This is a genomic window from Segnochrobactrum spirostomi (genome assembly GCF_009600605.1).
GTDB lineage: Bacteria > Pseudomonadota > Alphaproteobacteria > Rhizobiales > Segnochrobactraceae > Segnochrobactrum > Segnochrobactrum spirostomi.
In genome coordinates this window covers 3,335,897-3,359,916 of sequence record NZ_VWNA01000001.1, presented here as the reverse complement: position 1 = coordinate 3,359,916, position 24,020 = coordinate 3,335,897, and the positions used below count along the sequence as shown (strand labels likewise).

Genomic DNA, 24,020 nt, shown 5'->3' with positions numbered 1-24,020 from the left:
CAAAGGCACGGCATGGCTCGACTTCTTCCGGCGCTCGTTTTCGGACTGGCGTGCGCCCTTTCCGCCGCCCCCGCGTTCGCAGCGGACCAGACTCCGGCCTCCCCGGCGCCCGGCGCCACGGGGACCAACGCGGCCGCACCGAATGCGGCGGACGTCAAATGGCGGCACGGCACCGCGCTCGTCGGCGAGCCGAAATATCCAGCCGACTTCAAGCACTTCGATTATGTGAATCCGACCGCGCCGAAGGGTGGCCTGGTGCGCCTCTCCGCCGAGGGCACATTCGACACGTTCAATTTCGTCGTGCCGCGCGGCAATCTCGCCGACGGTCTCGGCCTCCTCTACGACACGCTGACGACGTCGAGCCTCGACGAGCCCTATTCGGAATATGGGCTGCTCGCGGATTCGCTGTCCTATCCGCCGGACTTCTCCTCGGTGAAATATCACCTGCGCCCCGAAGCCAAATGGCAGGACGGCACGCCGGTGACGCCCGAGGACGTCGTGTGGTCGTTCGAGGTGCTGACCAAGAACAATCCGCAGCAGCAATTCTATTATCGCCACGTGAAGTCGGCCGCGGCGACCGGACCGAACGAGGTGACCTTCACCTTCGACCAGGCCGGCAACCGCGAATTGCCGCAGATCGTCGGCCAGCTTCTCGTCATGCCGAAGCATTGGTGGGAGGGCACCGACGCCAAGGGCCGCAAGCGCGACATCACCGCCGGCAGCCTGGAGCCGCCGCTCGCCTCCGGCCCCTACAAGATCAAGACGATGGTCCCCGGCCGCTCGATCACCTACGAGCGCGATCCGAATTATTGGGGTCGCGATCTGCCGGTGAACGTCGGCACGAACAATTTCGACCAGATCCGCTACGACTATTATCGCGACGACGTCGCCGAACTCGAGGCCTTCAAGGCCGATCAGTTCGATTGGCGGGTCGAGGCCTCCGCCAAGACCTGGGCGACCGCCTACGACTTCCCCGCGGTGAAGGACGGCAAGGTCGTCCTCGAGATGTTCCCGACCCGCGGCTCCGGCGTGATGGTCGGCTTCATCCCGAACCTGCGGCGGGCCGAGTTCCAGGACCCGCGGGTGCGCCGCGCGCTCAACCTCGCGCTCAATTTCGAATCGATGAACCGGATCCTGTTCTTCGGCCAATATCAGCGCATCAACAGCTACTTCTACGGCACCGACCTCGCCGCCGCGGGCCTGCCGACCGGCCGCGAGCTCGAAATCCTGAACGAGGTGAAGGCGTCCGTGCCGCCGGGCACGATCCCCGACAGCGTGTTCACCACGCCCTATTCCAATCCCACTGCCCCCGACGTCGATGCCGAGCGCGACAACCTAAAGAAGGCGCTCGATCTGCTCCAGGCCGCCGGCTGGGAGCTCAAGGGCCGTCAGCTCGTCAACGTGAAGACCGGTCAGCCCTTCACCGCCGAGTTCCTCATCAACGGCCCGACCTTCGAGCGCGTCGGCCTGCAGTTCAAGCAGGCGCTGTCGCGCATCGGCATCAATCTGACGCTGCGGACCGTCGATTCCTCGCAATATGTGAACCGTGTCCGCTCCCACGATTTCGACCTCATCTACGGCGGCTGGCCGCAATCGCTGTCGCCGGGCAACGAGCAGCGCGGCTTCTTCGGCTCGGATTCGGCCGACGAGGACGGCTCGCAAAATTATGCCGGCATCAAGAATGCGGCGGTCGACAAGCTCATCGACAAGGTGATCTACGCCAAGGATCGCGACGACCTCGTCGCCGCCACCCACGCGCTCGACCGGGTGCTGCTCGCCAACGATTATGTGGTCCCGGGCTGGACCCTGCCGGCGTCGCGCGTCGCCCGGTGGAACCGGTTCGCCCACCCCGATCCGCTGCCGCAATATTCGACCGGCTTCCCGACCATCTGGTGGTACGATCAGGCGCTCGCCGCCAAGATCGGGCGGGCCCCGCAATGAACGGCGCGTCCGGCGGCCCGAGCCGCCGCACCGTCCTCGAACTGTCGGCGGCGGCACTCGCCGCGGCGTGGCTGCCGCGTGCCCCGGCCTTCGCCGCGGACACCTCGGCTGCGGGCACCGCGAGCGCGGCGCCGGTGCCTGCCGGTCCGCGGCATGGCCTCTCGGTCTTCGGCGACCTGAAATATTCGCCCGATTTCAAAGCCTTCGGCTATGTCGACCCGACCGCACCGAAGGGCGGGCGGATGATCTTCATGCCGCCCTACTGGGTCTACAATCAGAACCCGCAGACCTTCAACACGCTGAACAGCTTCGTCCTCAAGGGCGACGCCCCGCCGCGGATGGAGCTCTGCTTCGCGACGCTGATGGAGCGGGCGCTCGACGAGCCGGACGCCGTCTACGGCGCGGCCGCGGAGAGCGTGGAAATCCTCGACGGCGGCAACACCGTGCGGTTCCGCCTGCGCGACGGCCTCACCTTCCACGACGGCTCGCCCCTCACCGCGGACGACGTCGTCTTCTCGGTCACGATCCTGAAGGAAAAGGGACATCCCCAGATCACGGAGCTCACCCGCGAGGTGGTGTCGGTCACGGCGGACGATTCCAAGACCGTGACGATGCGCTTCACCGGCCGGCAGACCCGCCAGCTCCCCCAGTCGCTCGCGCAGCTCCCGATCTTCTCCAAGGCTTGGTACGCGACGCGGGATTTCGGCGCGGCGACGCTCGAGCCCCCGCTCGGCTCCGGCCCCTATAAGGTCGGTCGGGTCGAGGCCGGGCGCGTCATCGAATATGAACGCGTCGCCGATTGGTGGGGACGCGACCTGCCGGTCCACCGCGGCACCTTCAATTTCGACGTCATCCGCGTCCTCTTCTACCGCGACCGCCAGGTCTCGTTCGAAGCCCTGAAGAAGGGGGACGTGACGTTCCGCGAAGAGTTCGTCGCGCGCACGTGGGAGACGGGCTACGACTTTCCCGCCGCCCGCGACGGCCGGGTGAAGAAGGCGGCGCTGCCGGATCAGCGGCCGGCCGGCGCCCAGGGCTATTTCCTCAACATGCGCCGGCCCGCCTTCGCCGATCCGCGCACCCGCGAGGCGATCGGTCTCTGCTTCGATTTCGAGTGGACCAACAAGACGCTGTTCTACGGGCTCTATCAGCGCACCCAATCGTTCTTCCAGAACTCGCCGATGATGGCGGAGGGCGAGCCGAGCGCGGCGGAACTGGCCCTCCTCGAGCCGCATCGCGCGGCGCTGCCGAAGGAGGTGTTCGGGCCCGCGATCACCGCGCCGGTGTCCGACGGGTCGGGTCAGGACCGCAAGCTCTTGCGCCGCGCCGCGGAGCTTTTGGAGGCCGCCGGCTGGAAGCGCCAGGGCGGCAACCTCGTCGATGCGAGCGGTGCGCCGTTCACGATCGAGTTCCTGGAGAACGACGGCGCCACGAGCCGCATCGTCCAGCCCTTCATCCGCAATCTCAAGCTCATCGGCATCACCGCGGCCGAGCGCATCATCGATCCGGTGCAATATCAGCGCCGCCAGGACACCTTCGATTTCGACGTCGTGGGCGCGCGCTACTCGCTCTCACCGACGCCCGGCGAAGAGGTGCGCACCTTCTGGACCTCCGCCGCCGCGCGCCAGGACGGCAGCTACAACCTCGCCGGCATTGCGGACCCGGTCGTCGACGCCCTCGTCGCCACCATGATCAACGCGCCGACGCGCGAGGACATGACGAATGCCGGCCGCGCCCTCGACCGGGTGCTGCGCGCGATCCGGCCGTGGGTACCGAACTGGTTCCGTGCCACCTACACGGTCGCCTATTGGGACCTGTTCGGCGGCCCGCCGGCGCCGCCCGCTTACGGTTGGCCGCCGGAGACGCTTTGGTGGTTCGACGCCGCTCGCGCCGCGGCGATCGGCCGGCCCAACGGATGAGCGCCGAACGAATGAAGGCCCGACAGATGAACGTCCGGATGGACCTTTCAGGAGACGCGATGTCCCCTCCCAGGAGCCCGACCCGCCGATGATGGCCTATATCGCGCGCCGCATCCTGCTGATGATCCCGACCCTGATCGGCATCATGGCGGTGAGCTTCCTCGTGGTGCAGTTCGCACCCGGCGGGCCGGTCGAACGGGTGATCGCCCAATTGAACGGCACCGGCGTCTCGGCCACTGCCCGCGTCACCGGTGGCGGCGGCGATTTCGCCGGCACGCCGGCCGGCGCCCAGGGCGGCACCAGCGGCGGCGCCCTCAAGTACCGCGGGGCCCAGGGCCTCGACCCCGCTTTCGTCGCCCAGCTCGAGAAGCAGTTCGGCTTCGACAAGCCGCCGCTCGAACGCTTCCTGTTGATGCTCAAGAATTACGGCACGTTCCACTTCGGCGAGAGCTATTTCCGCGACATCTCGGTGATCGACCTCATCAAGGAGAAGATGCCGGTCTCGATCTCGCTCGGCCTGTGGATGACGCTGATCTCCTACGGCATCTCGATCCCGCTCGGCATCGCCAAGGCGGTGCGCGACGGTTCGCGCTTCGACGTGTGGACCTCGGTCGCGATCGTGATCGGCTACGCCGTGCCGGGCTTCCTGTTCGCCGTCTTGCTCGTGGTGCTGTTCGCCGGTGGCTCGTTCCTCGATTGGTTCCCGCTCGGCGGGCTCACCTCCGACAACTGGGCGCAGCTTTCGTGGCCGGCCCGCATCGTCGATTATCTCTGGCACCTCGTCCTGCCGATCACCGCGATGTCGCTCTCGGCGTTCGCCACCACGACGCTGCTGACCAAGAACTCGTTCCTCGAAGAGATCCGCAAGCAATATGTGACGACGGCGCGGATGAAGGGCCTGACCGAAGGGCGCATCCTCTACGGCCATGTCTTCCGCAACGCGATGCTGATCGTCATCGCCGGCTTCCCGGCCGCGTTCGTCTCGTCGTTCTTCGCCGGCTCGCTCCTCATCGAGACCATCTTCAATCTCGACGGGCTCGGCCTGCTCGGCTTCGAGTCCGTGGTGAACCGGGATTATCCCGTGGTGTTCGCGACCCTCTACATCTTCTCCCTGGTCGGCCTGATCCTCGGCCTCATTTCCGACCTCACCTATACTTGGGTCGATCCGCGGATCGACTTCGAGACGCGGGACGTGTGAGCCGATGAATCCCGTCCTCTCCCCCGCCGACACCATCGCCGAACCGGCCGGGCTCGCGCCGCCCGCCGAACCCGGCGCGCCGCCGCCACCCACCAGCGCGCCCGCGCGCGGCTTCACTCTCTCGCCGATCAATCGCCGCCGCTGGCAGGTCTTCCGCGCCCACAAGCGGGGCTATTGGTCGCTCTGGATCTTCCTCGTCGTCTTCGTGTTGAGCCTGTTCGCCGAGTTCATCGCCAACGACCGACCGCTCTTGATCTCCTACAAAGGCGAAATCCTCACCCCCGTCTTCGTCGATTATCCGGAATCGAAGTTCGGCGGCTTCCTCGCCGTCACCGATTATCGCGACCCCTACGTCCAGAAGGAGATCCGCGACAACGGCTGGATCGTCTGGGCGCCGATCCGCTATTCCTATTCGACGGTGAACAACGAGATCCCGGTGCCCGCCCCGGCGCCGCCTTCGTGGAAGCTCGACCGCGAGACCCGGTGCAGCCAGATGCCGGGCGGGGTCTCCGATCCCAATTGCACGATGTGGAACTGGAACTGGCTCGGCACCGACGACCAGGGCCGCGACGTGCTCGCCCGGCTGATCTACGGCTTCCGCATCTCGGTGCTGTTCGGCCTCGTGCTGACCATCCTGTCCTCGGTCGTCGGCGTCGCGGCCGGCGCCGTGCAGGGCTATTTCGGCGGCTGGACGGACCTCCTGTTCCAGCGCTTCATCGAGATCTGGAGCTCGATCCCGACGCTCTATCTCCTGCTCATCCTCTCCTCGGTGCTGGTGCCCGGCTTCTGGGTGCTGCTCGGCATCCTGCTGTTGTTCTCGTGGGTGAGCCTCGTCAGCGTGGTGCGCGCCGAATTCCTGCGGGCGCGCAATTTCGAGTATGTCACCGCCGCCCGCGCCCTCGGCGTCGGCAACGTCACCATCATGCTGCGCCATCTTCTGCCGAACGCGATGGTGGCGACGCTGACCTTCATGCCGTTCCTGCTCAACGGCTCGATCACCACGCTCACCTCGCTCGACTTCCTCGGCTTCGGCCTGCCGCCCGGCTCCCCCTCGCTCGGCGAGCTTCTGTCGCAGGGCAAGGACAACCTCCAGGCCCCCTGGCTCGGCATCACCGGCTTCGTGGTGATCGCCGCGATGCTGTCGCTCCTCATCTTCGTCGGCGAAGCCGTCCGCGACGCCTTCGACCCGCGAAAGACGCTCAGATGAGGAGGATGGTCGGACAGGAGCGGCGGCGCGGCGAATGTGATAGGATCGCTGCACTTCCCAGGAGGATCGCGCGCGATGACGAGGGTGGTGCGAACGGCCTATCCGGTGTCCAGACTGCCCGAGGACCTGCGGGACGGCCTGCCCGACGGAGCCGTGGTGCACATCACGATCGAGACCGAGAGCGATGCGAAAGCGCAGCCGCTGGCGAGCTTCTCCTCGCTCATCGGGGCGCTTCCCCCAATCCATGGCGCGACGGAGGATGCCGTCGCCGCGGTGCGCGCCCTTCGGGACGAGTGGGATCGCGACGAGCCGTGAGCGTACGCCTCTACGCGGACACGAACATTTTCATCCGCGTCGTCGAAAGGCCGTCCGGCGCACCGGACGCGGCCGCCGATTTGTTCGCCCGTGCCATCGATGCCGGCGCGGTCAATGTCGTGACGAGCGAGCTGACGCTGCTTGAATTGATGGTGGGACCCTATCAAGCCGGCAAGCCGGACCTCGCGGCGTCCTACGAGGCGCTTTTGACAGCGAGAACCGGTCTCGACGTGGTGCCGGTATCCCGGGTGATCCTCATAAGAGCCGCGCTCATCCGAGCCGAAAGCGCGGCCAAGACGCCCGACGCCATCCATATCGCAACCGCCGTCCTATCCGGTTGCTCGACGATCGTCACCGCCGACAAACGCCTCCGCAGCGCGCCCCTCCCGGTCGCCGATCTCGAGACCATTGCCGCGGGGTTTATCCCATGAATGATACCACGCCCCTTCTGTCGGTCCGCGATCTCTCGGTCCATTTCCGCAGCGAGGACGGCGAGCGCACGGCGGTGCGGCATGTCTCGTTCGACCTCGCCCGCGGCGAGACGCTGGCGCTCGTCGGCGAATCCGGCTCGGGCAAGTCGGTGACGGCGCTGTCGATCCTCAAACTCCTGCCCTATCCGCCGGCGTTCCATCCGAACGGCTCGGTCCTGTTCAAGGGCCAGGATCTCCTCGCCGCGAGCGAAGCGGAGCTGCGCAAGGTGCGCGGCAACGACATCACCATGGTGTTCCAGGAGCCGATGACCTCGCTCAACCCGGTCCACACCATCGCCGCACAGGTCGGCGAGGTGCTGCGGGTCCATCGCGGCCTCGGCGAGCGGGCGGCACGGGCGCGGACGCTCGAACTCCTCGCTGCGGTCGGCATCCAAAACCCGGAAAAGCGCCTCGACGCCTATCCCCATCAGCTTTCCGGCGGCCAGCGTCAGCGCGTCATGATCGCCCTCGCCCTCGCCAACGAGCCGGACCTCCTGATCGCCGACGAGCCGACCACCGCGCTCGACGTCACCGTGCAGGCGCAGATCCTGGCACTCCTGAAGGATCTTCAGGCGCGGCTCGGCCTCGCCATCCTGTTCATCACCCACGATCTCGGCATCGTGCGCCGCCTCGCCGACCGGGTCTGCGTCATGACGAACGGCGAGATCGTCGAAAGCGGCACCGTCGCCGACGTGTTCGCCGCGCCGCAGCACCCCTATACGCGCCATCTCCTCGCGGCCGAGCCGAAGGGCGCGCCGCCGGCACCGGAGCCGACCGCGCCGGTCGTCGTCGAGGCCGACGATCTCAAGGTCTGGTTTCCGATCAAGAAGGGATTCCTGCGCCGCACCGTCGATTATGTGAAGGCGGTGGACGGTATCGACCTGACCGTGCGCGAGGGCCAGACGCTCGGCGTCGTCGGCGAATCCGGCTCGGGCAAGACCACGCTCGGCTTCGCGCTGCTGCGCCTCATCTCGTCGAAGGGGGCGATCCGCTTCCGCGGCGAGGCGATCGACACCCGCTCCTGGGCGGCGATGCGGCCCCTGCGCGGCGACATGCAGATCGTCTTCCAGGACCCCTACGGCTCGCTGTCGCCACGCATGCCGATCGGCGACATCATCGCCGAAGGGCTCCTCGTCCACGACCGCAGCCTCGACGCCGCCGCGCGCGATCGCAAGGTGATCGGGGCGCTCGAAGAGGTCGGGCTCGATCCGGCGAGCCGCCATCGCTATCCGCACGAGTTCTCGGGCGGCCAGCGCCAGCGCGTCGCCATCGCCCGCGCGCTCGTGCTCGAGCCGCGCTTCCTCATGCTCGACGAGCCGACCTCGGCCCTCGACATGAGCGTGCAGGCCCAGGTCGTCGATCTCTTGCGCGACATCCAGCGCCGGCGACGCCTCGCCTACCTCTTCATATCCCATGATTTAAAGGTCGTGCGCGCGCTCGCCAACGAGGTCGTGGTGATGCGCGACGGCAAGGTGGTGGAGCGCGGACCGACCGAGGACATCTTCCGAAGCCCGCGCGAGGATTACACCAAGGCGCTGATCGCCGCGGCCTTCGCGATGCAGGCGGCGGCCTAACGGATACGGGAGGCCGATGACCCTCCCGGCGTCAGTTGTCCTCGTCGGACGGGCCGCCGGGAATGAAGCCGGCGCGCCGCGGGGTGTTCGCTTCCGCCGGCCCCGTGTCACGCGGGCCATAACGGCCCTGGCCGTCATCGAATGCGGGATCGCCGTGGGCAGTCTCGTTCCGCGCCGCCGGCGGCGCGTCGATGACATCCTTCGGCAGCACCGTGATCTGCGGCGGGCGGGGTCCGTTCGGCTCGCCGTAGACCTCCGCTTCCGGATCGTCGGCGCCGCCCAAGATCCTCCGCCCGACATTCCCGAGCCGCGGCTCGCCGACGGTCGCCTCCGGCTGCTGCGGAGGTGCCACCATCCGCCCCGCGCGCCAGATCGCCTCCTGCTCGGAAGACGCCGCGCCTTGCGCCGGCCTATCCGGCCGGCGCGCCTGATCGTTGTCGTTCATGACGCCCTCACTGGTCCCAATAGGGGCGCACGCCGTAATAGCCGTGAACGCGGCTCTCGTAGTCGCGGTCCCACTCGGGCTCGAGGTCATCGGCATAGGCCGGACCGCCCTTGAGCTGGTCGTTGGTCAGGTTCACGATGTAGCCGCGCTGGCGCTCGTCATAGGCGAGCGTGGACCACGGCAGCGGATGATATTTCTCGCCGATGCCGAGAAATCCGCCGAACGACATCACCGCATAGGCAACCTTGCCGCTGCGCTTGTCGACCATCAGGTCGTGAATCTGGCCGAGGTGCTCGCCGGCGCCGTTATAGACCTCGGTGCCGGAGACCTTGCCGCCGGCGATCAGGTTGGTGGTTTCCTCGTGGTGGTCCATCGTTGTCTCCCGTTCTGACGCCCCCGCGATGGGGGGAAAACGGGAAGCACCCGCCTTCGTTCCGGGGCGCGCTCAAGGGAACGTCCATATCCCCGGCGTCGCGAACTCGATCAGGTGCCCGTCCGGATCGCGAACATAGAGGCTGTGTCCACCGCTCGGCCACGCGGTGCGGCCTACGATCGCGACACCGGCATCCGTCAGCCGGGTCTCCCAGGCGGCGAGATCGTCAGCGCCGACGGCGAACGCCATGTGGATGCGTCCAGCGCCGTCGTGTGGCGGGATCGTGCCTCCCGGCAGGTGCATCTCCTGGCTGGAGGCGCCGCCGAGAAAGAGCAGGAGCACGTCTCGTCCGCCCACCCCGAAGGCTGCGAGGCGCTCGTCGCGGTAGAGCACGGGCAGGCCGACGACGTCGATATAGAACGCCGCCGCGGCGCCGAGATCGGCGACATAGAGCGCGGTCTCGAGAATGCCGTGGAGCGGCGGCGCGTTGATCGTCATTGGCGGTCCCTCAAGTCGGTCCCGCCGTCGTGGGCGGCGCAATGGGCGCAGCAGAACATCCCCGCCGCGCTCTCGACACCATGCCCGATGATGCGGCAACCGCAATGGCCGCACCGCGGCGCCAGCGCCTCGATGGCGCATTCGAAGCTGTCGAAGGTCATGACCTTGGGGGCGTCGCCGATCCCCGCGGTCCGGATTTCGAAGGTCTTGTCGTAGTCGTTCCCGCAGACGTCGCATCGGGCCATGATCGGGTCTCCTCTTGTGTCCGAGATGAAGACCCAACGGATCGAACCCCGTCGCGTTCCCCCCCGCTCGAACCGGCGTCCTCTTCCGGCGTTCGCCCTCAGACGCCCTTCGAGAAGGAGACACCGATGACCAGAAAGCCCGTCGTCCGCGCCAAGCCCGCGCCTGCCGCAACCGACCAGCCCCAAGCCGAGCACCGATCGACCGAACCGAACCGGAACAAGCACCCCGCCCCGGGACGGCCCACAGACGCCGCCGAGCAGCCGGCGGCCGGGCCGCACGCCACGGAATCGCTGACAAACCACGATTCGACCCCGGGCGCAGGGACCCTGCCCGACGGAGCGACCGACGACGTCGAAACGGGCACCGGCTGATCCGGACGAAGCCGGCGCACCGGCGCCAAGCGGCACCAACAAAAAAGAGCCGCCGGATCGCTCGGGATCCAACGGCTCTTTCAGGCCCGGACGGGTGCCGACCGGCTCTCACCGGCGCAGCGACCGTCCTTCATCGCCGAGCCGCATCGGCCGGCGCTAGGCCGGCCGCCGCGACGCGGGCTTCGTGTCGGTCAGTGTTGGCCCTTGCGGCCGGAGTCCGAAGCGTGGTCGCCCTTCGCGGTCCCGCCGCTGTGCTGCCCGCCGGTACGGCCGGCTTCAGACGCGCGCTCGCGGTCGTTCTTGAAGTTCCCGCCGCTCTGCTGGCCGCCGGATCGACCGGCTTCCGCAGCGCGCTCGGGATCATTCTTGAAGTTGCCGCCGCTGTTCTGGCCGCCCTTGCGGCCGGCTTCGGCGGCGAGCTCGTGGTCCTGGGAGAAGCTGCGCTTCTCGTCGGGCACGCTCGCCCCGCCCTTGCGACCCGCCTCGGCCGCCAGCTCGTGGTCCTGGGAGAAGCTCCGCTTCTCGTCTGGCACGCTCGCCCCGCCCTTGGCGCCGGCCTCGGCCGCGCGGCCGCGGTCCTCGGCAAAGTTGCCGGACCCGCCGCGATGATCGGAATCGTGAGACTTATTAGGGGTATTCGCCATGATTTCTCTCCCTTGAGGTTTGAGATGGCAGGCCAACAACCCGAGGTCCCGACCATTGTTCCGGGTTCCATAATTTAATCCCATGAAACGGACCGAGCCGTCAGCTCGGGCCGGCACTCTCGGGGCTGGCCCGGTCGGAACCAAAAGTTGGCGCACGTTGTTCCCCGAACGCGCCTCCGCTTCGGGTGGCGGCGGAACAATTTCCTGCCCGCGATGATCGGAACCATGAGCACACAAACGGCTGAACGGATGGCGTCCGGGGACCCGCAGGCCGCGACGGCCCTGCGCCAGGACATCATCGGCATGATTCCGGCCTTACGCGCCTTCGCCCGCGCCCTCACCCGCAACAATCCGTCGGACGCGGACGATCTAGTTCAGGAAACCCTGCTCAAGGCGATTGCCAACGCCCACCGCTTCGAGCCGGGAACGAGCCTCCGCGCCTGGCTCTTCACCATCCTGCGCAACACCTATTATACGAGCATGCGCGTGCGCCGCCGCGAGGTGGCGGACGAGACCGGCGACATCGTCGCCGGCTGGTCCGTCGCACCCGCCCAGGAATGGGCGTTGCGCGGCCACGAGGCGCGCAGGGCGCTCGAGCAGCTCTCGGACGACCAACGCGAGGTGATCGTGCTCGTCGCCGTGCTCGGCATGAGCTACGAGGATGCCGCCGTCGTCTGCGCCTGCGCCACCGGCACCATCAAAAGCCGCCTCAACCGCGCCCGCAACCGCATGCTCGAGCTTCTCGAGGCCGACTCGATCGAGGAGGTCTTCTCGGGGAACGAGGCGCCGGGCACGGCGGTCGCCTGATCACCGGCTTCCCGCTCCGCTCCACCACCACCGGTCAACCGGTCTTGCGCGGGCTCTCCGGCTCGGCCGCCGCGTCCGCTGTGGGAGGACCGAGGGCATCGGCGAGGTCGACGGCAAGCGCGACGAGATGGGGCGGAATTGGCTCGCCGGCATCGACCAGGGCCTGCAGTTCGGCAGCAAGGCGCGCCGGACGCGGATCGAGACGATGAACGTCGCCGGCGCGCTCCGCCTGCGCCGGCACCAAAGGCTCGTCCTTCCGTGATTGCATCGACCCTGCCCCGCCGCTCGGCTGCGTCTCGACCGTAGCTCCCATCGCGTCCGTCCGATAGCCGAGTAGGCGCGCATTTCTCGCCGAGCGGCGCGCCGCGATCAGGGTAAACGGTTCGTAAAGATTTCCCCGGCACCATCCGCGCGAAGCTGCACCTTTGGCCCGTCCGCCGGACCGGCTAAGGTGGCGCATTCGTCGATTCGGGATCAGCCGGCCGGGGGCTCGGCGCAGGGAGACACGCGGGATGCGGCGCGGGTTTGGCACGGCACGGGCGCGCCGCAACGGCACGTCGGCGCTGGCGCGGGGTGCCGTGCGGGCCTTGGGCCTCGCGGGCGCCGCTTTCGTCTCCGCCGCCCCGCCGGCCCACGCCGCGATCGCCGCACCGGCGCCGTCCGACGCCTTGTCGATCGGCACCGCCCTCGGCGCGCTCGCCTTCGCCGCCTATTGCGGCCTCTCTCTGGTCCGCCTGCGGAAGGTCCTCGCCGCAACGTCCGATGCCGCGAAGGCCGCCCGCGAGGAAGCGCGCCTGCAATCCCAGCGCGCCGACGTTCTCGCCGGTGCCGTGGACGGCTGCCTGATCGCCTGGAACGAGGCGGGCGAACCCCTGATGACCGGCATGCTGTCTCCGGCCTCCGGCGTGCCGCACACCTGCCGCCACGTGCTGGAGGTGCGCGGCTGGCTCGCGCCGGCCGCCGCCGATCTCCTCGCCGACCGCATCGCGCGGCTGCGCCGCCACGGCGAAGCCTTTTCCCTGGACCTCACCACCGTCACCGGTGCCGCGATGGGCGCCGAGGGGCGCGTCATCGCCGGCCGACCCGCACTGAAGCTCAGCGAGGAAAAGACCGCGAGCGCCCGCCACGGCGCGGACCCGTCGGAATTGGAAGCCCAGACGCTGGCACTGCGCGCCCTCGTCGAGACCCTGCCGCATCCGATCTGGGTGCGCGATGCCGACGGCAAGATCGTCTGGGTGAACGAGGCTTATGCCCGCGCGGTCGAGGCGAAGTCGTCGGCCGACGCCGCCCGTGTCGGCGCCGAACTGCTCGACACCGACGGCCGCCGCCAGCTCGCCGACACCCGCGCCCGCGGCATCTCAGCCCGCGCCAAGCTCGCCGCCGTCGTCGCCGGCGAGCGGCGGGTGCTCGACGTCGTCGAGGTCGGCGCGGCCCACGGCGCCGACCTCGGCTCGGGCGGCATCGCCGTCGACGTGACGGAGCTCGAGCGGATCCACGGCGCGCTCACCCGCACCATCGATTTCCACGCCCGCACCCTCGATCAGCTCGCCACCGCCGTCGCGATCTTCGGCGCCGACAAGCGCCTCACGTTCTACAACGCCGCCTTCCGCGCGCTGTGGGGACTCGACACCGCCTTTCTCGAGAGCCAGCCGGAAGACGGCGCGCTGCTCGACCAGTTGCGTGCCGAGCGCAAACTGCCGGAGCAGGCCAATTTCCGTGCCTGGAAGACCGAGCTCCAGAGTGCCTACCGTGCCGTCGAGGCGCAGGAACATTGGTGGCATCTGCCGGACGGGCAGACCTTGCGCGTCATCGCCAACCCCCATCCCCAGGGCGGCGTGACCTATGTCTACGAGAACGTGACCGAGCGGCTCGACCTCGAAAGCCGCTACAATTCGCTGATCCGCGTCCAGGGCGAGACGCTCGACCATCTCGCCGAAGGCGTCGCGGTGTTCGGCTCCGACGGCAAGCTCCGGCTCTGGAATCCGGCCTTCGCCACGCTCTGGGGATTCGAGGGCGCCCCCCTCGGCGAGCGGCCCCACGTCGTCGATCTCATCACCGCCTCGACGCCGCTCGATCCCTCGGGCCGGGCCTGGGGCGAGATCGCCGGCGCCGCGACCGGCCTCGCCGACAGCCGCAGCCGGGTCGCCGGCCGCATCGAGCGCAGCGATACGACCGTCGTCGATTATGCGACGGTGCCGCTGCCCGACGGAGCGACCCTCGCGACCTTCGTCAACGTCACCGACACCCTGAAGGCCGAGCGCGCGCTGATGGAGCGCAACGAGGCGCTGATCGAGGCGGACCGGCTCAAGGACGCCTTCATCCAGCACGTCTCCTACGAGCTGCGCTCGCCGCTCACGACCATCATCGGCTTCGGCCAGCTTCTCGGTGACGACCGCACCGGCGTCCTCAACGACAAGCAGCGCGAATATACCGACTACATCCTGTCGTCCTCGAGCGCACTCCTCGCCATCATCAACGACATTCTCGATCTCGCCACCGTCGATGCCGGCGTCATGGTGCTCGATCTCGGTCCCGTCGATGTCGCGCGGACCATCGCGGCGGCGGCGGAGGGCGTGCAGGACCGGCTGCGCGAGGCGCGGCTGTCGCTCGAACGCAAGGTGCCCCTCGATATCGGCACCTTCGTCGGCGACGAGAAGCGAGTGCGGCAGGTGCTGTTCAACCTGCTCTCCAACGCGATCGCCTATTCCGACGTCGGCGGGCGCATCGAGATCGCCTGCACCCGCGATGACGACGGCGTGCGCATCGTGGTCAAGGACCAGGGCAGCGGCATTCCCCCGGACAAGCTCGAGCAGGTGTTCGACCGTTTCGTCAGCGATCCGGCGGGGCAGCGGCGCGGGGCCGGGCTCGGGCTTTCGATCGTCAAGAGCTTCGTCGAACTTCACGGCGGCCATGTCCGCATCGATTCGAAGGAAGGCGTCGGCACCACCGTGATCTGCCGCTTCCCGAACCGCCCCGTCGATCCGAGCGGCGATCCGCGCTCCGAGTCGGGCGGCGCCCGCCCGGGCATCGCCGCGACGCTGAAGCAGGCCGGCTTATGAGCGAACGCCCCTCCGAAGACGGCGTGGCGGAGATCGTCGTGCCGACCCTGCGCCTCGATCTCGCCGACGAGGCGGCGACCATCGCCCTCGCCCACGACATCGCCGCGATCCTATCCCCCGGCGACGTGATCGCCCTCGAAGGCGACCTCGGTGCCGGCAAGACGACCTTCGCCCGGGCGCTCCTGCGCGCGCTCGCCGACGATCCGTGGCTCGAAGTGCCGAGCCCGACCTTCACCCTGATCCAGACCTACGATCTGCCGCGCTTCTCCGTCGCCCATCTCGATCTCTACCGCCTGACCGAGGCGTCCGAGATGGATGAGCTCGGCCTCGAGGACATCCTCGCCCGCGGCGCCGCGCTGATCGAGTGGCCGGGCAATGCCGGCGGCGCGCTGCCGGCGGACGCCCTGGTGCTGCGGCTCGAAACGGTCGGCGGGGAAGAGGGGCGGCGCGCCACCTTCGTGGTCGAGGGTGGCACGTGGGCGTCGCGGCTCGCCCGCACGCTCGGCATCCGCAGTTTTCTCGACGATGCCGGCTGGACCGACGCCGCCCGCGCCTACCTGCACGGCGACGCCTCGATCCGCGCTTACGAGCGCGTCGCGCGCGACGGCCGCACCGCCGTGCTGATGAACTGGCCCTTACGCGCGCCCGATCCGCCGGCGCGCGGCGGCCTGCCCTATCGCCGGATCGCCCGCATCGCCGAGGAGCCGCGGCCCTTCATCGCCGTCGCCGAGACGCTGCGGGCGCGGGGCTTTTCGGCACCGGAGGTGCTGGCGAGCGATCTCGCCGCCGGTTTCCTCCTCCTCGAAGACCTCGGCTCTGAGGGCATCGTCGCCGACGGCGCGCCGATCGCCGAGCGCTACGAGATCGCGACCGACGTGCTCGCCGCCTTCCATGCCGGCCCGATGCCGGAGAACCTCACGGTTGCCGGCGAGCCGTTCGCCCTGCCGCCCTACGACACCGAGGCGCTGTCGATCGAGGCGGAGCTTCTCATCGCCTGGTACCTTCCCTGGAAGACCGGCGCGAGCCCTGAACCGTCGCAGGCCGAGACGTTCGATCGCCTGTGGCGCGCCCTCACCGACGACCTCGCCGGCCATCCGCGTCATTGGGTGCTGCGCGATTATCATTCGGCGAACCTGTTCTGGCTGCCGGAGCGCGACGGCCTCGCCCGCATCGGCATCATCGACCTCCAGGACACCGTCATCGGCTCGCCCGCCTACGATGTCGCCTCGCTCGTCCACGATGCCCGCGTCACCGTGCCCGACGCGCTCTCCGACGCGCTCGTGGCGCGCTACGTCGCCGCCCGCGTCGCCGCCGATCCGACGTTCGACGAAGCGGTGTTCCGCGCCGATCTCGCGGTGATGGAGGCGCAGCGCGCGACCAAGCTCCTCGGCCTCTTCGTCCGCCTCGACCGGCGCGACGGCAAGCCGGCTTATCTGCGCCACATCCCCCGAATCCGGCATTATCTGACCCGCGCCTTGCAACACCCGGTTCTGTCCGACCTCCGGCTCTGGTATGAGACCGCCGGCCTGATCGGTCCGGAGGACGACGCAGCGCACTGAGTGCGGGGCGGCTTCCCGGGGCCGGCGTGAAGCGTGAACGGACGGACGTGATGGCGGAGACGGAAGCTTTTCGGCCACGGCGGGCGATGGTCCTGGCGGCCGGGATCGGCAAGCGGATGCGGCCCCTGACGGCGACGACCCCGAAGCCGCTGATCGAGGTCGCCGGGCGCTCCCTCATCGATTACGGGCTCGACCGCCTCGCCGAGGCGGGTGTCCGCGAGGCCGTGGTCAACGTCCATTATCTCGCCGACCTCGTCGAGGTTCACGTTCGCCGCGAGGCGAAGATGGACATCATCATTTCCGACGAGCGCGGGGGCCTCCTGGAGACCGGCGGCGGCATCAACAAGGTTCTGCCGCTGCTCGGCGAGGAACCGTTCTACGTGCTCAATTCCGACAGCTTCTGGATCGAGGGCGTCCGGCCCAATTTCGAGATCCTGCGCGAGGGATGGCGGGGCGACCGCATGGACGGCCTCCTGCTGCTCGCGCCGACCGTTCCCTCGGTCGGCTACGAGGGCAAGGGTGACTTCCTGCTCGACACCCGCGGCTGCCTGTCGCGCCGCCCGACCAAGTCGATCGCCCCCTTCGCTTATGCCGGCGCCGCGATCTTGCATCCCCGCCTGTTCGAGGGTGCGCCCGACGGCGCTTTCTCCCTGAACGTGCTGTTCAATCGGGCGATCGAGGCGAAGCGCCTCTATGGCGTGCGGATGGAGGGCATCTGGCTCCATGTCGGCACGCCGGAAGCCGTGATCGAAGCGGACCGCGCCTTCGCCCAGAGCGCGGCCTGACCGGAGGGCGAATGGCGGACGGCGACGCAGGCGACGATCGACGGGACGCTGCGACGCCGCGCGTCTACACCATCCCTCCGACCGCCCGCTTCCTCGACGTCGTCGCCGATGCGCTCGTCTCCGGACGACTGGTCCCCGGCGGCGCCCTCGATGCCGACCCGCTCGCCCTCGCCGACGCTGTCATCTACGTGCCGACCCGCCGCGCCGGCCGCGCCCTCGGCGAGGCGCTGGTCGATCGGCTCGGCGGCCGCGCCGCCATCCTCCCCTCGATCCGCCCCCTCGGCGACGTCGAGGAGGACCTGATCGCCCTCGACGGCCATGCCGGCGACGGGGCCGACGTCGACCCCGCCGCCGATCTGCTCGGCCGCCGTCTCGCCATGACCGAGCTGGTGCTCGGCTGGGCGCGGCATCTCTCCGGCGACACCCGCCTCTTGATCCCCGGCGAGGTGATCGCGGTGCCGACGTCGCCCGCCGATTCCGCCCGCCTCGCCGACGACCTGCTCGGCCTGATGGATCAGGTGACCACGGAAGAGGTCTCCTGGGACGCGCTGACGACCCTCGTCCCCGACGACCTCGCGCGGTTCTGGCAGATCACGCTCCACTTCCTCTCGATCGCCACCCATTCCTGGCCGGCGATCCTCGCCGAGCGGGGCCTCAGCGATCCGGCGAAGCGCCGCGTCGCCTTGATCCGCGCCGAGGCGCGCCGGCTTGCGATCGCGCCGCCGCGCGGCCCGGTGATCGTCGCCGGCTCGACCGGCTCGGTGCCCGCCGCCGCCGGGCTGATGGCGGTGATCGCCCGCCTGCCGCGCGGCGCCATTGTGCTGCCCGGCCTCGATCCGAGCCTCGACGCGGTGTCGTGGGCGGCGCTGGGCGGCGCGGCGGATACGCCCGGCAGCCCAAGCCATCCCCAATACGGCCTCGCCCGGCTGATCGCCCGGCTGGGCATCGGCCGCGACGATGTGGTCGCCCTCGCCGCGCCGCCCTCGCCCGCGCTCGACCTGCGCACCCGTCTCGTCGGCGAGGCGTTCCGTCCTGCCGAAACCACCGAGGCGTGGGCCGACCTCACCGACCGCCTCGGCGGCCCCGCGGCGCTCGCCGCCGCGCTCGAAGGGGTGAGCGTCGTCGAGGCGGCGAACGACCGGGAAGAGGCCCTGGCGATCGCCCTCCTCCTGCGCGAAGCGGTCGAGGCCGGCGCGACGACGGCGGCCCTCGTCACGCCCGACCGCGCCATCGCCCGGCGGGTGCAGTCCGAATTGCAGCGCTGGGGCATCCGGGTCGACGATTCGGCCGGGCTTCCGCTCGCCCAGACGCCGGACGGCATCCTCGCGCGGCTGATCGCCGAGGCTGCGCTCGACGGCAGCGACCCGCGCACCCTCCTGGCGCTCCTGAAACACCCACTCGCCCGGTTCGGTCTCGCCGCAGGCCGCGCCCGGCGCGACGCCGAGCGCCTCGAACGGGACCTGTTGCGCGGACCACGTCTCGCCGCCGGCATCATGCCGCTCGTGCGCGCGGCGGAGAGCACCGCGCCGCGCCTCGCGCCGTTCCTGCGGCGGGTCGAGACGATCCTCGCGCCGCTTCTCACCATAGCGGCGGCGGGCGATGCGGTCGGGATCGCGACCATCGCCCGCGCCCAGCGCGCCGTGATCGAAGCGGTCGCGACCGGCGACCCGGAGGACGAACCCCGCGCTCCGTCCCGCGCCGCCTTGGCGCTCGATGCCGCCCTCGAACGGCTCTCCGCCGACGATGCGGACGGCTTCGCGATCCGCCCGGCGGACTGGCCGGCTCTGTTCGTCGCCCTCGTCGGCGATACCCCGATCCGCCCACCCGGCAGCGGCGACGGTCGCATCCATATCTGGGGCGCGCTCGAAGCCCGCCTTCAGCCGGCCGACCTCATCGTGCTCGCCGGGCTCAACGAAAGCGTCTGGCCGCAGACGGCGAACACCGACCCCTGGCTCACCCGCTCGATGCGCGCCGGGCTCGGCCTCGATCCGCCGGAACGGCGCATCGGCCTCTCCGCCCACGACGTCGCCCAGGCACTCGGGGCGCCCCAGGTGGTGCTGAGCCGTGCCGAGCGCATCGGCACGTCGCCGACCGTCGCCTCGCGCTGGCTCCAGCGCCTCAAGGCCGTCACCGGTACCACGGCATGGCGGACCGCCACCGCCCGCGGCGATAGCTGGCTCGCCCTCGCCCGCCGTCTCGATCGGCCTGAGGCGCCGCCCCGCCCGGCGCCACGGCCCAATCCGAAGCCGCCGGTCGCGGCGCGACCCGATCGGCTGCGCATCACCGAGATCGAGACGCTGATCCGCGACCCTTACGCCGTCTATGCCCGGCGAGTGCTCCGGCTCGAACCGCTCGATCCCATCGCCGCCGATCCGGGCGGGCTCGAACGCGGCACGATGATCCACGACGCGCTCGCGACCTTCTTCGCGAATTGGAACGGCCCCTTGAACGACGGCGCCGTCGCCGCGCTCCTGGCCGAAGGGCGGCGCGCATTCGCCGCCATCGCGGCCTTTCCGGAGGTGATGGCGCTGTGGTGGCCGCGCTTCGAGCGGGTCGCCCGCGCCCTCATCGCGCTCGAAGCCGCCGAGCTCGCCCCAGCGCGACGCCATCTCGAGATCGCCGGCGAACTCGAACTCAAAATGCGCGAGCGGGTCGTCCGCCTGATCGGCCGGGCCGACCGCATCGACGAGCGCGCCGACGGGCGCCTCGCCGTCCTCGATTACAAGACCGGCGGCGCGCCGAGCCCGTCCCAGGTCGCCGCCCTGCTCGCCCCGCAATTGCCGCTCGAAGCGGCGATGGCCCGGCTCGGCGGCTTCCCCGGCGTGCCCTCGATGAAGGAGGTGGCGCTGTTGCGCTATGTGCTCGCCCGCGGTGGCGAGCCGGCGGTCGCCTTCGTCGACATCGCCCCGGAAGAGACGACGCCGAACGATCTCGCCGACGAGGCGATGCGGCGCCTCAACGCCCTGCTCGCCCGCTACGAGGAGCCGGACCAGGGCTATCTGTCGCGCGCCTGGGTCGCCTTCGAGCGCGCCCGCACCGGGGATTACGACCATCTGGCCCGCGTCGCGGAATGGTCCGCCGGGGGAGACGAGCCATGAGCCGCGTCCTCGTCGTTCCCGCCGACACAGCCGCGCGGCAGGCCCGCGCCACCGATCCCGCCGCCTCGGCCTGGGTCTCGGCCAATGCGGGTTCGGGCAAGACCTATGTGCTGGTCGAGCGCGTGGTGCGGCTCCTCCTCGCCGGCACCGATCCCGGCCGCATCCTCTGCCTGACCTATACGACGGCGGCGGCGGCCAACATGTCTCAGCGCGTGTTCGACCGCCTCGCGGCCTTCGCGACCGCGAGCGACGAGACTCTCGCCGCCGTGCTCGCCCGCATCGAGGGCCGACCGATCGAGCCGCGCACGCTCAAGGCCGCCCGCCGCCTGTTCGCCCGCGCGCTGGAAACGCCGGGCGGCCTCAAGATCCAGACCATCCACGCCTTCTGTGCCTCGCTGCTCGCCCAGTTCCCGCTCGAGGCGAACGTCGCCGGCCGCTTTTCGGTGATCGACGACCAGCTCGCTGCCGAGCTCGTCGAAGCCGGCACCGCCGCCCTGCTCCGGCGCGTCGCCGACGAGCCGGCGGGCGCGGACGGCCGCGCCCTCGACGTCCTGATCCCCCATCTGACCGACCTGCGGTTCCGCGGCGCGATCGCCGACGTGCTCGAACACCGCGAGGCCTTCCGCGCCTGGGTGCGCGACCACGGCGGTCTCGACGGTGCGCTCGCCGCACTGCGTGCCGGGCTCGACCTCGGCCCCGACGATACGCCGGAGACGGTCGGCGCCGACATCCTCGGCGGATGCCTGTTCGCCCCCGCCGAGCTCACCGCGCTCGCCGACGCGCTCGCCGCCGGCGGCAAGACCGCGAACGAGCGGGCCGAGGACATCCGCCGCTTCCGCACGCCCGGTCCAGACGCCGGCCGCCGCGCCGCCTGGACCCGCTTCCTGTTCGATTCGAAGGGCGAGCCCCGCGCCTTTGCGCGGGCCATGACGAAGGCGATCGCCGAGCGGTTCGCGGCCTTGAGCGCGACCTACGAGGCCGAGCAGGCGCGCGTCGCCGCCCTCGCAGACCGCGAGGTCGCGGCCCGCGCCTTCGCGGCGACCGCCGCCCTGATGCGCCTCGCCTCCCATGTCCTCGATCATGTCGAGGCCGAGAAGCAGAGGCGCGGCCTGCTCGATTATGCCGATCAGGTCGCCCGCGCCGCCGACCTCCTGTCGCGCGCCGATGCCGCCGCCTGGGTGCGCTACAAGCTCGACCGCGGCGTCGAGCACATCCTGGTCGACGAGGCCCAGGATACGAGCCCCCTGCAATGGAAGGTGGTGACGAGCCTCGCCGAGGAATTCTTCTCCGGCGCCGGTGGCAGCCGCGAGGGCCGCACCATCTTCGCCGTCGGCGACGAGAAGCAATCGATCTACGGCTTCCAGGGCGCTGCGCCGGAAGAGTTCGCCCGCATGCGCGCGCTGTTCTCGAAGGCCGCCGCCGATGCCCTCGGCGCGTTCCACGATGTCCGCCTGCACCTCTCGTTCCGTTCGACCCTCGACGTGCTCGGCGCAGTGGACCGCGTGTTCGCCGATCCCGCCGCCCACGAGGGCCTGACCTCGCCGCCGGAACCGACCGTTCACGAGGCGATCCGTGGTGCCGAGCCGGGTTATGTCGAGCTGTGGCCGCCGGAGGCCGCGGAACGGGTCGAACAGCCCGACGATTGGCGCGCGCCGCTCGACCGCATGGCCCCGGCGAGCCCGCCGAAGGTGGTCGCCGACCGCATCGCCGCGACGATCGCCGCCATGATCGCAGACGGCGACCGGCTCGCCGACGGACGCCGCGTCTCCGCCGGCGACGTCATCGTGCTCGTGCGCAAGCGTGGGCCGTTCGTCGAGGCGCTGTCGCGCGCTTTGAAGGCGGCGGGCGTGCCGGTCGCCGGCGCCGACCAGATCGTGCTGTCGGACCATATCGCGGTCATGGACTTGGTCGCGCTCGGCAACGTCCTCACCCTGCCGGACGATGATCTTTCGCTGGCCGCGCTTCTGAAGAGTCCCCTGTTCGATTTCGACGAAGAGGCGCTGTTCGCCCTCGCCCACGGCCGCACGGGCCGGCTCTACGACGCCCTCGCGGCCGGCGACGCCGCCGCGCAAGCCGCCCATGCCCGGCTCGAAGGCTGGCGGGTTCGCGTCGATCGCGAACGGCCGTTCGAGCTCTATTCGGGCATCCTCGGCCGCGAAGGCGGCCGGCGCCGCGTCCTCGCCCGCCTCGGCAGCGAGGCGGAGGAAGCGCTCGACGCCTTCCTGTCGAGCACCCTCGCCTACGAACAGGTGGAAGCGCCCACCCTGGAGGGCTTCCTCGGCTGGTTCACCGCGAGCCCGTTCAAGGTGAAGCGCGAGGTCGAGACCGCCCCGCGCGAGGTGCGCATCATGACGGTGCACGGCGCGAAGGGGCTCGAAGCGCCGGTCGTCTTTCTCGTCGACAACGGCGAGCCGCCGGTCAACGCCCGCCACGATCCGAGCCTCGTCGACATCCCGCTCGATCCCGCGGGAGCGACCGCCCCCGCCTTGTTGTGGGCGCCGACGAGCGCGCTGCGGCCGAAGGCCTTCAAGGCGCGCGTCGCCGAGGACCGGCGCAAGCAGGAGGCGGAATATCGCCGGCTCCTCTATGTGGGCATGACCCGCGCCGCCGACCGGCTCTATGTCTGCGGCTGGTCGCGCGAGGCCGGCCCGAACGCGAAATCCTGGCAGGCGCTGGTCCACGCCGGCCTCGCCTCCACCGCCGAGGCCCGCACCGAGGCGGACGGCCGGACCGTGCTGCGCTGGACCGATCCGCGCCGCGACGCCGCCGCGCCGAGTGGCGGCACCGACGCGCCGGACGCCGTCCCCGCACCGGCCGAGCCTGCTACCGATGCGCCGCTGCCCGATTGGGTGAACCGCCCCGCGCCACCGGCCCCGCCGCCGCCGCGCCGGGTCGCGCCGTCGGCGGCGCTCGCGCTCGAAGAGGCAGCGGCGCCCGAGGACGAGACGCCCGAGGTCTCCGGTCTCGCGGCTTTGGGCGACGGCACGGCGCTGCTGCGCGGCCGGCTCGTCCACCGCCTGATCGAGCTCCTCGCCTCCCGCCCGCCGGGCGAGCGCTCCGAGACCGCTGCCCGCTTCCTCGCCCGCGAGGCCGGCGCGCTCGGCGCCGAGATGCGCGATGCCCTCGCGGCCGAGGTGCTGGCGGTCGTCGCGGACCCCGCCTTCGCGCCGCTGTTCGCCTCCGGCGGCCGGGCCGAAGTCCACGTCAGCGGTCGGCTCACCGCGCTCTCCGGCGAGCCGATCGTCGTCGCCGGCCGCATCGACCGGCTGATCGAGGACGAATCGGGCCTCGCCATCGTCGATTTCAAAACCGACCGGCGGGTGCCGCACGACCTCGCCGGGGTGCCGGCCGCCTACATCGCGCAGCTCGCGCTCTATCGCCGGGTGCTTGCCCCGCTCTTCCCCGGCCGCGCGGTGCGCGGCGCCCTCCTGTTCACCGCCGCGCCCCGGCTGATCGAGATCGCGCCCGTCGACCTCGAGACGATCGCCGGCCGCCTCGTGCGCCCCGATTGAAA

20 protein-coding genes are annotated in these 24,020 nt (G+C 70.2%); 14 read left to right on the top strand and 6 right to left on the bottom strand.

Features of this window, described 5'->3' with window-relative positions; translation table 11 throughout:
• Nucleotides 1-12: 12 nt before the first annotated feature.
• From F0357_RS15200 to F0357_RS15170, 7 genes are all read left to right on the top strand, one after another.
• Nucleotides 13-1,941, top strand: a complete 1,929-nt coding sequence (locus tag F0357_RS15200; protein ID WP_153483701.1) for an extracellular solute-binding protein — start codon at nucleotides 13-15, stop codon at nucleotides 1,939-1,941.
• Nucleotides 1,938-3,857: an extracellular solute-binding protein gene (locus F0357_RS15195; protein ID WP_153483699.1), complete on the top strand. Its 1,920-nt coding sequence runs from the start codon at nucleotides 1,938-1,940 to the stop codon at nucleotides 3,855-3,857. The genes F0357_RS15200 and F0357_RS15195 overlap by 4 nt, the downstream gene beginning before the upstream one ends.
• An 88-nt stretch (nucleotides 3,858-3,945) precedes the next feature.
• Nucleotides 3,946-5,055 (top strand): microcin C ABC transporter permease YejB, encoded by a 1,110-nt coding sequence (locus tag F0357_RS15190; RefSeq protein ID WP_153483697.1) that lies wholly within the window; start codon nucleotides 3,946-3,948, stop codon nucleotides 5,053-5,055.
• 4 nt (nucleotides 5,056-5,059) lie between these two features.
• Nucleotides 5,060-6,262 carry an ABC transporter permease gene (locus tag F0357_RS15185; protein WP_153483695.1) on the top strand — a complete coding sequence of 401 codons (1,203 nt, stop codon included), beginning with the start codon at nucleotides 5,060-5,062 and terminating at the stop codon, nucleotides 6,260-6,262.
• A 75-nt stretch (nucleotides 6,263-6,337) separates the two neighbouring features.
• A complete protein-coding gene (locus F0357_RS15180) occupies nucleotides 6,338-6,577 on the top strand; it encodes a hypothetical protein (protein ID WP_153483692.1) in 240 nt (79 codons plus the stop codon).
• A complete protein-coding gene (locus tag F0357_RS15175) occupies nucleotides 6,574-7,008 on the top strand; it encodes a type II toxin-antitoxin system VapC family toxin (RefSeq protein WP_153483689.1) in 435 nt (144 codons plus the stop codon). Before F0357_RS15180 ends, F0357_RS15175 begins: the two co-directional genes overlap by 4 nt.
• On the top strand, nucleotides 7,005-8,621 hold the full coding sequence (locus tag F0357_RS15170; RefSeq protein ID WP_153483686.1) for an ABC transporter ATP-binding protein: 1,617 nt from the start codon (nucleotides 7,005-7,007) through the stop codon (nucleotides 8,619-8,621). Before F0357_RS15175 ends, F0357_RS15170 begins: the two co-directional genes overlap by 4 nt.
• Before the next feature lie 31 nt (nucleotides 8,622-8,652).
• Here the strand turns inward: F0357_RS15170 and F0357_RS15165 are convergent, their stop codons facing one another.
• The 4 genes from F0357_RS15165 to F0357_RS15150 all read right to left on the bottom strand — a co-directional run bounded on the left by F0357_RS15165 (nucleotide 8,653) and on the right by F0357_RS15150 (nucleotide 10,182).
• On the bottom strand, nucleotides 8,653-9,066 hold the full coding sequence (locus F0357_RS15165; RefSeq protein ID WP_153483678.1) for a hypothetical protein: 414 nt from the start codon (nucleotides 9,064-9,066) through the stop codon (nucleotides 8,653-8,655).
• 7 nt (nucleotides 9,067-9,073) lie between these two features.
• Nucleotides 9,074-9,439: a PRC-barrel domain-containing protein gene (locus F0357_RS15160; protein WP_153483675.1), complete on the bottom strand. Its 366-nt coding sequence runs from the start codon at nucleotides 9,437-9,439 to the stop codon at nucleotides 9,074-9,076.
• A gap of 72 nt (nucleotides 9,440-9,511) precedes the next feature.
• On the bottom strand, nucleotides 9,512-9,937 hold the full coding sequence (locus F0357_RS15155) for a VOC family protein (protein ID WP_153483672.1): 426 nt from the start codon (nucleotides 9,935-9,937) through the stop codon (nucleotides 9,512-9,514).
• Complete coding sequence (locus F0357_RS15150; RefSeq protein WP_153483669.1) at nucleotides 9,934-10,182, bottom strand: metallothionein; 249 nt, start codon at nucleotides 10,180-10,182, stop codon at nucleotides 9,934-9,936. The genes F0357_RS15155 and F0357_RS15150 overlap by 4 nt, the downstream gene beginning before the upstream one ends.
• Nucleotides 10,183-10,308: 126 nt before the next feature.
• On the opposite strand from F0357_RS15150, the gene F0357_RS15145 reads away from it, so the two are divergent.
• Nucleotides 10,309-10,554 (top strand): hypothetical protein, encoded by a 246-nt coding sequence (locus tag F0357_RS15145; protein WP_153483666.1) that lies wholly within the window; start codon nucleotides 10,309-10,311, stop codon nucleotides 10,552-10,554.
• A 191-nt stretch (nucleotides 10,555-10,745) separates the two neighbouring features.
• Here the strand turns inward: F0357_RS15145 and F0357_RS25520 are convergent, their stop codons facing one another.
• Nucleotides 10,746-11,198, bottom strand: a complete 453-nt coding sequence (locus F0357_RS25520; protein WP_153483662.1) for a con-10 family general stress protein — start codon at nucleotides 11,196-11,198, stop codon at nucleotides 10,746-10,748.
• A gap of 225 nt (nucleotides 11,199-11,423) precedes the next feature.
• Here F0357_RS25520 and F0357_RS15135 point away from each other — a divergent pair, with 225 nt between their 5' ends.
• Nucleotides 11,424-12,005: a sigma-70 family RNA polymerase sigma factor gene (locus tag F0357_RS15135; protein WP_208948356.1), complete on the top strand. Its 582-nt coding sequence runs from the start codon at nucleotides 11,424-11,426 to the stop codon at nucleotides 12,003-12,005.
• 34 nt (nucleotides 12,006-12,039) lie between these two features.
• On the opposite strand, the gene F0357_RS15130 is transcribed toward F0357_RS15135, so the two are convergent.
• On the bottom strand, nucleotides 12,040-12,273 hold the full coding sequence (locus tag F0357_RS15130) for a hypothetical protein (protein WP_153483658.1): 234 nt from the start codon (nucleotides 12,271-12,273) through the stop codon (nucleotides 12,040-12,042).
• Nucleotides 12,274-12,517: 244 nt separating this feature from the next.
• Between F0357_RS15130 and F0357_RS15125 the strand changes: the two genes are divergently transcribed.
• Genes F0357_RS15125 through addA form a run of 5 tightly spaced genes read left to right on the top strand, consistent with a single transcriptional unit; the run spans nucleotide 12,518 to nucleotide 24,018 of the window.
• Nucleotides 12,518-15,064, top strand: coding sequence for a PAS domain-containing sensor histidine kinase (locus F0357_RS15125; protein ID WP_153483655.1), 2,547 nt, complete (start codon nucleotides 12,518-12,520; stop codon nucleotides 15,062-15,064).
• Nucleotides 15,061-16,623, top strand: coding sequence for a tRNA (adenosine(37)-N6)-threonylcarbamoyltransferase complex ATPase subunit type 1 TsaE (gene tsaE, locus F0357_RS15120; RefSeq protein WP_153483651.1), 1,563 nt, complete (start codon nucleotides 15,061-15,063; stop codon nucleotides 16,621-16,623). Before F0357_RS15125 ends, tsaE begins: the two co-directional genes overlap by 4 nt.
• Before the next feature lie 50 nt (nucleotides 16,624-16,673).
• Nucleotides 16,674-17,408: a nucleotidyltransferase family protein gene (locus F0357_RS15115; RefSeq protein ID WP_153483646.1), complete on the top strand. Its 735-nt coding sequence runs from the start codon at nucleotides 16,674-16,676 to the stop codon at nucleotides 17,406-17,408.
• 11 nt (nucleotides 17,409-17,419) lie between these two features.
• Complete coding sequence (gene addB, locus F0357_RS15110) at nucleotides 17,420-20,506, top strand: double-strand break repair protein AddB (RefSeq protein WP_153483642.1); 3,087 nt, start codon at nucleotides 17,420-17,422, stop codon at nucleotides 20,504-20,506.
• Nucleotides 20,503-24,018, top strand: coding sequence for a double-strand break repair helicase AddA (gene addA / locus F0357_RS15105; RefSeq protein WP_153483633.1), 3,516 nt, complete (start codon nucleotides 20,503-20,505; stop codon nucleotides 24,016-24,018). Before addB ends, addA begins: the two co-directional genes overlap by 4 nt.
• The last annotated feature ends 2 nt before the right edge of the window (nucleotides 24,019-24,020 follow it).